The sequence below is a fragment of the Nocardia sp. NPDC058497 genome, assembly GCF_042720195.1.
Classification (GTDB): Bacteria; Actinomycetota; Actinomycetes; order Mycobacteriales; family Mycobacteriaceae; genus Nocardia.
The window spans coordinates 2,059-12,736 of record NZ_JBHXMY010000127.1 but is presented as its reverse complement, the minus strand read 5'-3'; the positions used below and the strand labels follow the sequence as shown (position 1 = coordinate 12,736).

Annotated in this window: 6 protein-coding genes and 1 pseudogene; 3 read left to right on the top strand and 4 right to left on the bottom strand. The window is 68.8% G+C overall.

Translation table 11 applies throughout. The annotated features are described in order from the left end of the window. A partial coding sequence (locus ACFWPJ_RS11715; RefSeq protein ID WP_378849883.1) for a hypothetical protein occupies positions 1–2,107 on the bottom strand: 2,107 nt, incomplete at its 3' end. 286 nt (positions 2,108–2,393) lie between these two features. Between ACFWPJ_RS11715 and ACFWPJ_RS11710 the strand changes: the two genes are divergently transcribed. Then, positions 2,394–3,434 carry a glycosyltransferase gene (locus tag ACFWPJ_RS11710; protein WP_378849884.1) on the top strand — a complete coding sequence of 347 codons (1,041 nt, stop codon included), beginning with the start codon at positions 2,394–2,396 and terminating at the stop codon, positions 3,432–3,434. Then, entirely contained in the window at positions 3,431–4,567 is a 1,137-nt protein-coding gene (gene rffA / locus ACFWPJ_RS11705; RefSeq protein WP_378849881.1) for a dTDP-4-amino-4,6-dideoxygalactose transaminase, read from the top strand. The genes ACFWPJ_RS11710 and rffA overlap by 4 nt, the downstream gene beginning before the upstream one ends. A 13-nt stretch (positions 4,568–4,580) precedes the next feature. On the opposite strand, the gene ACFWPJ_RS11700 is transcribed toward rffA, so the two are convergent. The 3 genes from ACFWPJ_RS11700 to ACFWPJ_RS11690 form a co-directional block, all read right to left on the bottom strand. Further along, complete coding sequence (locus ACFWPJ_RS11700) at positions 4,581–5,810, bottom strand: alpha/beta hydrolase family protein (RefSeq protein WP_378849880.1); 1,230 nt, start codon at positions 5,808–5,810, stop codon at positions 4,581–4,583. Positions 5,811–6,166: 356 nt separating this feature from the next. Then, positions 6,167–9,184 carry an AMP-binding protein gene (locus tag ACFWPJ_RS11695; protein ID WP_378849878.1) on the bottom strand — a complete coding sequence of 1,006 codons (3,018 nt, stop codon included), beginning with the start codon at positions 9,182–9,184 and terminating at the stop codon, positions 6,167–6,169. A gap of 81 nt (positions 9,185–9,265) precedes the next feature. Then, on the bottom strand, positions 9,266–10,051 hold the full coding sequence (locus ACFWPJ_RS11690; RefSeq protein ID WP_378849876.1) for a hypothetical protein: 786 nt from the start codon (positions 10,049–10,051) through the stop codon (positions 9,266–9,268). Between the two features lie 337 nt (positions 10,052–10,388). Between ACFWPJ_RS11690 and ACFWPJ_RS11685 the strand changes: the two are divergent. After that, positions 10,389–10,678: pseudogene (locus ACFWPJ_RS11685) on the top strand (Crp/Fnr family transcriptional regulator); the annotation flags it as partial.

The window sequence follows — 10,678 nt, the reverse complement described above, 5'->3', positions numbered from 1 at the left end:
GCTGCATCAGCGCGAGGCCGAGCAGGCCGAGGCCGATCGCGGCGCCGCCGATCTTCCAGCCCGGCGGGCGCCAGGTCAGTTCGAGGTCGCCGTCGCGGGTGCCCGCGGGGATGTCGACCGCGACGAAGCTCTTGGCGACGACCGTGAACGGCACGTCCTTGCCGTCGATGCTGACCCGGTAGCCCGGCCAGCCGAGGCGCGCGAACACCACGCGGCCGCCGTTCTCGGAGCTGACCCTGACCCGGCTGGTGGTGTCGGTTTCCGACACCGAGACCGCGGTACCGCCCTCGACCGCCGAGATGCGGCCGTTGCGGGTGGAGATCAGGCCGTTCTCGCGTTCGAGCACCGCGATGTACTTCTCGTGGCCGGGGTAGTCGACCCACTTCCAGCCGCTGGGCGCCTCCTGGTTGCGGGCGTCCGGGTAGAGCGCGCGCTGGAGTACGACGCGGTCGACGTTCATCAGGTCGACGATCGTCTTGCCGGTGGACGGTTCGACCGCGAACGCGCGCCGGTAGGCGTCGGGGCAGACGCTGGTGTCCCAGCGCATGCAGAGCATGTCGCCGAACCAGTAGTGCCCGTTCGGGGTGTACCCGCTGACGTAGGTGAGCTCGAGATCCTTGGCGTAGTTGCCGAACACCAGCGAGCCGTACGCGCCGTCGAGGGTGCGCTCCCCCGGCTGGATCAGCGCGCGATCACCCAGTTGCAGGGTCGTGCCCGCGAAGTCGGGGAACGCCGCCATGGCCGCGGCGCGGTCGCTGGGCAGGTTCCAGCTCATCGGCGTCGGTTGCGCGCGGTCGACCTGGAAGTACGCGATCGGGAACACCGCCACGATCGCCAGCGCGACCGCGCTCGAGGTGCCCTTGTTCACCGCGAGCCACACCACCCCGGCGCCGAGCGCGGCGAGGATCAGCGCGGCCACCACGTGCACCACCCAGTTGTGCGGATCGGCCGAGAACGACCGCACCCACAGCAGCCCGATCAGCACCGCGGCGGCGATGCCACGCGAACGCCAATCCTTGAACGTCGCGAACCGGCCGAGCAGCACGCACACCAGCAGCAGCAGACCCAGCGCCACCATCGGCAGCACGCGGGCGGGCCAGCGCAGCGGTCCGATCGTGCCGGGACCGGCGGTCCACATGAGCGCGGCGATCGCGAACAGCGCGATCCCGCTGAGCTCGCGCCAGGCGTCGCGCGCCTTACCCCAGTCGATGAACGCCAGCGCCGGGATCAGGAACCAGGCGATGTAGACCACCGGCAGCGGCTGCACATAGCCCCACCACGAGGTGAACGCGGGCAGCGTCGAGGGCAGGCTCGCGTTCAGCGATTCCGACCACGGCACGGTGAGGAACTGGTCGTTGTTGATCTGGGCGGTGCCGCGCCAGGTCACCTTGGCCGACAGCATGCTGGGCAGATAGGTCGCCAGCCCGGCCAGCGCGGCCAGACCCGAGACCAGCAGCAGTTTCAGCGAAGGCCGCCAGGTCTTCTGGTAGATCAGCTCGCCGACCGCGACCGCGCCGATCATCAGACCGGCCTCGACCGCGGGGAAGATGTACTGCACCGAGATCGCCAGGTACAGGTAGACGAACACCGGGATCGGCCCGCCGCGGCCGCGCGCGTAGCGCACCCCCGACGCCCACGCTTGCACCATCCACGCGGTGCCGGTGAACGCGGTCATCCAGCTGGCCTCGTCGAAGAACAGCAGCCAGCCGGTGAAGGGGATCGACACGCCCGCCAGCGCGGCCCACTGCACCTTCGAGCCGTAGGCCAGGCAGATCCGGTAGACGCCGAGGCCGAGGATGATCGCGAAGATCAGCTTCACCACGGTCGCGTACAGCACGAGATTGCCGACCGACGGCGCGATCAGATCGATCAGCAGCTGCGGCGGATTCAGCAGTCCCGCTTCTTCGATCGAGTAGTTTCCGGCCATCCAGTGCTCGGGCACCATCACCGGCAGATCACCGTCGCGCAGCCGCCTGCCGAGCATCACCCACAGCGGGACGTACTGGGATTCGGTGTCGTCGGTGTAGAAGTGCCGGGCGTTGGCCAGCAGAACCGCGCCGTAGCCCGCGATCACTCCTAGGGAGGTGATCAAGCCCCACAGGTACACGGCACGACGGGGAGGGGTTCTACTTTCCACCACGAGGACCAGACCCTACAGGCAAGCGCCCACATCGGCACCGCCGCACGCCCACATCCGCCGCGGACCCGCGGCAGGCGGCCGAGCAGCGCCACGGGCCGCCATATTCCGATGTTAAAGTGCGCTCACTGTTGGGTTTCTCCACGCGCTCGCCCTCATACACCGAAAGTCGACGATGCCGATTCCTTCCGCACATTCGTCCCGACCCGCCGCAGTCCTGCGTGCCGGTGCGCTCGTCCGCGACGGGTCGAGCCCGGTGCATTCGGTGTCGGTGGTCGTCCCGGTGTATCGCGGCGAGGAGACGATCGCGGCGCTGGTCGCCGAGCTGGATCGGCTGACCGGCCCGTCCACCTCGACCGGCGGCGCCCGGTTCGCGGTCGAGGAGATCATCCTCGTGCACGACAACGGTCCCGACCGTTCGGATGTGGTGCTGCAAGAACTGGCAGGTGCCTATCCGCAGGTTCGCCCGGTGTGGTTGAGCCGCAATTTCGGTCAGGACGCGGCGACGATCGCGGGAATGGCGGCGGCGCGCGGCGACTGGATCGTCACGATGGACGAGGACGGTCAGCACGACCCGGCGTTCATCGCCGATTTCCTCGACGCGGCGCTGGCCTCGCGCGCGGATCTGGTCTATTCGAAGCCGACCAATACCCGACCGCACGGTTTCCTGCGCAACATCACCTCGCGCGGCTCGAAGATCGTGCTGGCGACGGTGTTCGCGTTCCCGGATTCGACGCGGTTCGAGAGCTTCCGGCTGATCCGCGGTGATATCGGCCGTCAACTGGCCGAGGTCGCGGCCAACGGCGTGTATCTGGATGTGGCGCTGACCTGGGTGGTCGGCAATGCCGTTCAGGTGCCGGTGGTGTTGCGCGCCGAGGGCCGCGAGGAGTCCGGCTACAACTATCGCCGCCTGTTCTCGCTGTTCTGGAAGATGGTGCTGTGCAGCGGTACTCGTGGTCTGCGTCTGGTGAGCATGCTCGGGGTGACGCTGGCGCTGGCGGGCGTGATCATGGCCGGCGTGGTCATCGTGCAGGCGCTGACCCAGGACAATCACGATCCCGAGGGCTGGGCGTCGATCATCGTCGTGCTGCTGCTGTGCTCGGGGGCGACGTTGTTCTCGCTGGGCCTGATCGCGGAGTATCTCGGTGTGGCCCTGCATATCCTGGTCGGCAAGCCGCTGTACCTGACCGTCGAAACCCCGACACCGCGCCCGGATACGATGCATGCGCCGGCCGTGATCCATCGAGTCGACGCCGCGGTACCGGCAGCCGCGACGGAGAAGGGTCACCACGAGTGAGCGACCGGATCATCTTCAGCAGGCCGTTCCGCGCTGCCGCTGAACGCGCCAATCTGCTGACCGTGCTCGATTCCGATCACAGTCACGGCGACGGTCAGTTCACCAAGTCTGCGACGGCCAAGATCAAGGCCATCACCGGCGCCGGGCACGCGCTGCTCACCACGTCGTGCACGCACGCGCTGGAGCTGGGCGCGCTGCTGCTCGAGCTGGGCCCCGAGGACGAGGTGATCGTCCCGAGCTTCGCGTTCACCTCGGCGGCGACCGCGATGGCGCTGCGCGGTTCGACCTGTGTGTTCGTCGATATCGATGAGACGACCGGCAATATCGATCCGGCGGCCGCGGCGGAAGCGATCACCGACCGCACCAAGGCGATCGTGGTCATGCACTACGGCGGTGTCGCCGCCGACATGGAGCCGTTGCTCGCGCTGGCCGCGCAACACGGAGTGGCGATCATCGAGGACAACGCGCACGGCCTCGGCGGCACGTGGCGCGGCAGGCAGCTGGGCACCATCGGCGCCCTGGGCACGCAGAGCTTCCACGACACCAAGAACGTGCACTGCGGCGAGGGCGGCGCGCTGCTGCTCTCGGATGAGATCCTGATGGGCCGCGCGGAGATCATGCGGGAGAAGGGCACCGACCGTGCCCGTTTCCTGCGCGGCCAGGTCGACAAGTACTCCTGGCAGGACATCGGCTCGAGCTACCTGCCCAGCGAGCTGAACGCGGCGGTGCTGGACGCGCAGCTGGCCGAGTTCGACACCATCCAGCGGCACCGCCACCGCGTGTGGGACACCTACGCGGCCGCGCTGCCGGACTGGGCCGCCCGCAACGATGTCCGCCCGATGACGGTGCCCGCCGACCGCGGCCACACCGCGCATCTGTTCTACCTGCGGATGCCGACCGAGGAGAGCCGCGACGGGATCATCGCTCATCTCGCCGAACGCGGGATCGTGGCGCCGTTCCACTACATCCCGCTGGATTCGAGCCCGGCGGGCCTGAAGTACGGCCGCACGCCGGTGCCGTGCACCCGGTCGGCGAACTTCTCCGCGACGATCGTGCGGCTGCCGCTGTGGCCGCTGTTGAGCGACGCGCAGCTGAGCCGCGTGATCGACGCGGTCACCGAATACCAGGTGTAGCGCTCCCGGGCGGTCAGCGCCCGAAGCGCGCGTTCACCCACGACAGGGCGTCGTCGTAGCCCGCGGCGAGCAGGTCACGATGGTCGACGCCGGGGTACGTGCGGTACTCCACCGGTTCGCCCGCCGACCGCTGCTGGGCGACCATGGCATCGGTGGCTATCGGCAGCACCACGGTGTCCGCGGTGCCCTGCTGCACCAGCAGTGGCGTGGTCAGCGGTAGCGAGGTCGGGTCGTTGGCGTCGAGGACGTCGGCGAGCGCGCCGACCTCAGGGTTGGTGGTGAATACGGTGCCGGGATCGAGTCCGCCCCAGGAATCGGTGGCACGCAGCTGACCGATGCACCGGTCGTCGGCCTGGGCGAGCATCGACAAAGCTTGTGGCGCAAGGAACTTCGCGGGATCGATCGGGGCGATGGTCTCGGCGCCACGCACGAACAGCGGCAGGAACGCCACCGATCCGGACGGGACGATCCCCGGCGCGCCACCGGCCCGGCCGATCAAGGCCAGCCCGCGCACGACCGGACCCAGATGCGAGGCAGGTGCCATCGCGACCGAGCCGAGCAACCGCATGCCCGGCGCCCAATCCTGCGAGCGCGCATTGGCGTACACCGCGGCCTGCCCACCCTGGGAGTGGCCCATCGCGACCCACCACGTGCCGATCTCGGGCGCGACAGCGCGTGCCGCCGTTGCCATGTCGGCGACGGCGCGCTGCTCGGCCTCACCGATCAGATAGCCGTGCGGTCCCGGCGTACCCAGTCCCTGATAGTCGGTCTGCGCCACCGCGTATCCGGCGGCGACCCATCTCGCCTGCGTCTCCCGAGCCAGCGAGGTGTAGTCGTGCGCGGGAAATGCCGCGGTGGTGTCGCGCGAGGGCGCGCACACATCGGCGGTGCCGGTGGTGCCGTGCGCCCACGAGATCAGCGGCCAGCCACCGGCGGGCGGTTCGCCCTCGGGCACGGCGAGCGGGCCCGAGACCGCGACGGGACGTCCCTGCATATCCACCGACCGGTACAGCACCAGGTAGTTTCGCGCGCCCGGCAGCGCGGGATCGGCAGTCAAGGGACGCGTCCAGATCACCGAACCGTGCTCGCCCGGCACCAATTCCGGTGCGGGCGAATAAAAATCGAGCCCAGCGGGCCCGGTCTCGGCGACAGCGGGCGCAACGATGGCGCCGGAGACCACCAGCGCGGCGGCCACCGGCGCCAGCAGCCGTATCGAAGCGGCCCTCGTCCGTGAGCTGATCACAACCGAACCTCCGAGTCCGCCCGCGGCGCAACGCGGGTCGCCGATCAGTGCCGCGGGCAATCTACCCCACGACCAGCGATCACTCGCCCGACCGACCGCGAGCAGCGGCCTGTGTCGGGTCCGCTGGGCGCGATGAGAAACGGCTGGTCGGCTCGGACGGCGACCCTCGACAGCAAGGGCGGGAGCTGGAACAGGGCGCATTCCTGCGGTGCGGCGACAGACGGCGCGGGAACCGGCGCGTGGCGGTGGGCCGGGGCCGAAATCGGCAGGCCACCCGCGTTGAAGTCCGGCCACGGGGGTGAGCTGGTCACGCCGGCAGGCGCGGCTGCCGGCCGCCGCCCACCCCCACTCGCCCCTCAGTGACCGCCGAACAACGCGGCGGCCGCGATGTCGGTGAGCACTTCGTAGGCGTCGGTCTCCCGGTTGTAGATCCAGGTGTTCGGACCCGCCTTGGGCAGCCCGGCCGCCTGGACCGCCGTGGCGGAGGGCCGGAAGCTGGTGCTGCGCGGGATCTCGTCGACGACGTAGACCAGATCGGGCCGCTGATCGCGGGCCAGTGCCCGCATCGCCTCGGTGACATCGCCCGGCTCGATCTTGAAGGCCTTGCGCACACTCAGCGCGGCGGCGGCCAGGATGCCCGAGGGGGTCTTCAGCCCGTACGCGACCTCCATGTCGACGGGGGTGATGTCGTTGAGCACGTCCACGATCGGCTGGGTGAACACCGGTCCGCGGGCGGTGCGGATCACCGTGTCGCGGCGGTCGACCAACCAGTAGTCGCCGTCGCTGTCGCGGCGGAACAGGTTCTCCGTCGGCCACCAGGCGTCGCCGGCCCGGAAGACGCCGCGCAGCCCGCCGTCGGACAGGTCACCGCCGTCTACCGACTTGCCGAGCAGCAGGCCCGGCTCGTTGTCGGCGCAGCGCCGCGCGAAGCCGTCGTCGCCGACGCGGATTTCCTCGGTGACCGGGTCGTAGGCGACCAGCTCGACCTGCGCGGTGCCCGGCACCGGCCTGCCCTTGGAGCCGATCTTGGCGCCGGGCACATTGGCCAGCACCACGTCACCGTCGATCGAGGCGTAGAACTCGAGCACCCTGGCCGGGGTGAACTGTTCGAGGGTGCGCCGCCACAGCCCGGCGGGCATGCCGGAGCCGATGAACAGCCGGATCGGATGGTTGTGGCCCGCCGGGAAGACCTGCGCGTCGAGCAGGTCGCGCAGCATCGTCCAGGTGTAGGTGACGACGGTGACCCCGTAGCGGTGCACCTCCTCGGCGAAGCGGCCCGGCTCCATGTCCATCGGCCTGGCCAGCGCGATCCGGCTGCCACCGGCGATCGCCCCACCGAGGCTCACCAGCAGACCCGACGAATGATGCAGCGGCGCAAGGCAGTACACGGTGTCGCGACGGTCCAGGTCGGCCGCGCTCGCGGTGCCGAACGCCGACAGCGCCCACCGGTGGTTGGTGATGTACTTGGCCTCGAGCCGGTCACCGGTGCCGATGACGAGGATGAACGCGAGCTCGCGCGCCAGACCGGGGTTCGGGCGGTACCAGGCAGGCACCCGCACCCGCGACGGATCGATCTGCTCGAGGTCGATCACCCGATCGCCGGTCGGCACCAGCAGCTGCCTGGTGCCACCGCCGCCGAGTACCAGCACGCGCGCGCCGGTCCCGGTGGCGGTGCGCAGGTTCTCCGGGTCGGTGATCAGCGTCTGCACACCGGTCAGCTCCATGGCCCGGTCGAGTTCGGCGCCGGGCGCGAGTAGCACCGCGACGGCGCCGAGGCGCGAGAGCGCGGCGACGGCGGCCAGCGCACTCGGCCTGGTCTCCATGACGACGCCGACCCGGTTGGCGGGCCGGATGCCGACGGAGATCAGCCCGCGCACGACATTGTCGATGCGGACCTCGACGGCAGCATTGGTGTGCACCCGGTCGTCGAAGAGGAACAGATCCTTCTGCGGCGCCCGCTTGGCGTGCTCACCGAGCAGCTTGCCGAGCGAGATCCGGGTGTGCGGCTGGATCATCCCGAGCCGGGTCAGCCGCGGCAGGGCGCGCGCCGCCTCGCCGGCCATCTCGACCGAACCGCGAATCGTATTGCTGGCGATGCCTTCCAGCGCCTTGCCGACGCCCGCGCCCGCCTCGGCCAGGGTGGCCGCGGTGTGCACCACCCGGGTGGCCGCGGTGCGTGGCGCGTTGCTCGGGACGTGCTCCTGCATCGGGACGATCTGCTCGGGCAGGGTGCCGTTGCCTTCCATCCACGCGATCCACTCGCGCACCATCGGCCAGGTGTGGTTGGTCGCGATCGAGCCGGCGACGAGCCCGAAATGCCCTGCCACCAAACTGGCTTCGTACACCTCGGCATTGGGCGCGGCCCGCACGATGCCGCGCACCGCGGCGGGCTGGCCGATGTCGTCGACCTCGCCGACGAACGCCAGGATCGGGCACTTCAACTCGGCTAGCGAGATCGGGTGATCGCGGATCACGAAGCCGCCCAGCATCATCCGGTTGTGCGCGACGAACTGCTTGAGCAGATCGGCGACCGCCGGACCCGAATACCCCACCCAGCCATCGTTGTTGAGAAAACGCCGCTGACGCTCCTTGGGCAGCAACGCTTCCCGGTCGTGCAGCTGCAGCAGGAAATCGATCCGCGACTTGGCGGTCTTGACCGGGTCGAGCATCTGGAAGCCGATGCGCACCATCGATTCGGTGATCGGCAGCCGGTGCATCACGTGATCGGCCAGGAAGTCCGCGACCTCGGACACCATGCCGTAGGGCAGGCCGAACGGCATACCCGCGACGATGTCGACCGGACTGCCGAAGGTGACGATGGAGGCCACACCCTTGCCGTACCGGTAGGCGGTGGTCTGGTAGGCGAACATGCCGCCCTGCGAGTAGCCCATCAGGTGCACCTGCGCGCCGGTGGCCTCGCAGACGGTGTCGATGGCCGAGTTCACCGCCAGCACATGGTCGGCCAGGTCACGTTCCCAGCCGCCCTCCTCGGTGGCCGGCGAACCGAAATCGATGACCCAGCAGTCGATTCCGCTCGCGTGCAGGATCCCGACGGCGCCGCCCGCCGCGTTCACATCCCAGATGTCGGCGTTCACCATCAACGGCGGCACGAGCAGCGCCACCGGACGGCCCGCCGCCGTATCGTCGGAGAAGTAATGACGCAACCGATACATGCGTCTGCGCTCGACGACCTCGAAGGGCGAGGACTCGACATCGTGTGCCAATCCGCCGAAGCGGATCACCTCCAGCCCGTTCTGCGCGGTAGCCAGCAACCGCTGCATAGAACCGACCACACCTTTTGGACTGATATCCACCGTTCCCACCTGGCCTACCCTGCTGAAAGTGACACACCTCACACACCCCGATGTGCTCATATGAGCTAACCACACCGGACCTCCATTATGTGTCGCCTGTGACAGGCCGCATGTTCCGGCGATTCGGGTCACACCCGCTGTTCAGCGGCCCATCACGTTGATGTAGACGCTGTCGAACGGCTCGCTGCTCACGCTCAGGTCACCGCGGAACGGATAATCCAGCGCGGCGATCAGGAAGATCATCGCGCCGAGGAAGAAGGCGAACAGCCCGCCGAGTACCAGGTGCGCGTGCTTGCCGAGACAGAAAAGACACAGCAACACCAGATTGACCGCGCCGCCGACGAGGATCGTCCACCAGAGCACATCGGGAATGCCGCCCTTGGTGGCGTTGATGCGGTGCCTGCGGTCGGAGTCGAACCGGGCGAACTGGTCGATCGTGGCGGCGTGCACTATCTCCTCCGCGCTGTTCGACGGCTGGAATTCGAGCAGGCGACCCTGGAATCTGGTCACCAGCGCGGTGCCACCCATCGGTTCGGTGCCCTCGTGCAGGGCGGGCCAGACGACGTCGAGCACATCGCGGGTGTAGTCGGCGAGGTCGTCGCGCAGCAGCTCCCGGTACGGCTCGGGATAGGCGCTCACCTCGCGGTAGAGGGTGCCGACCGCCGCGGCCTCGTTGGCGACGCGACTCTGCGCCGCGTCGTAGGACTCGTAGGTGGCCGCCGCGATCAGCCCGAGCAGCAGCCCGTAGAACACGCCGCCGACGGTGAGCACCATCGTGACGGTCTCGTTCCAGCCGGGCTCGGGACCGAAGGCCCGTTGCACGGTCTGCCTGCTGAGCAGAATCGCGGTCACCGTGAGACCGACTGCGGTGCCGGTGATGAGGAGGAAGTCCAGCCAGATCGGTAGCCCATATATCCAGGTGAACATGATTCGACGATAACGACCGTCCGCCGGTTCCGACGCCTATCGGCGATTCATCCCAGGACATTCGTCGCTCCGCAATCGCCTCCCGCGCAACGGATCTCCCGGTCACAGCCATGTTTTCCCGATAAGCCCGCGCACGGTCGCCTCGACGCCCTACCATCGTTCTCGTCCGGAACACACTGGCACGCATCCAATTTCGTGTAACACCGTTTCACACGCCCGGTTTCTTCCGCGCAGGACCATTCGATTCGCATCGTTGCCCACCCCCAGCCTGTCGCGCATCGTCGCGCCGCACAGGCCGATCGGCCATGCCGATATCCGCCCCGAGGTGAGGAACTTCATGACCATCGAAATGCCGCTGCCCACAGACAATTCCGTCCGCAAGAGCCTCAGCACCACCGCGGCGCAACAGCTGGCGCACACCACCAAATCCGAGCCGCAGATGCAGGGGATCAGCTCCCGCTGGCTGTCGCGCGCACTGCCCTGGGTGCAGGTCGCGGGTGGTATCTACCGCGTCAACCGCCGGCTCACCCACACCGTCGGCAACGGCGAGGTCGAGTTCGGCGGAGAACGGGAGCGCGCCCCGGGGGTAACCCCCGAAATACGCCCAAACCCCCCCCCGCCCCACCA

Bases quoted from the DNA above. Each gene is read 5' to 3' on its own strand.
- ACFWPJ_RS11690 (WP_378849876.1), bottom strand. From the start codon at position 10,051: ATGTTCACCTGGATATATGGGCTACCGATCTGGCTGGACTTCCTCCTC.
- ACFWPJ_RS11695 (WP_378849878.1), bottom strand. From the start codon at position 9,184: ATGAGCACATCGGGGTGTGTGAGGTGTGTCACTTTCAGCAGGGTAGGC.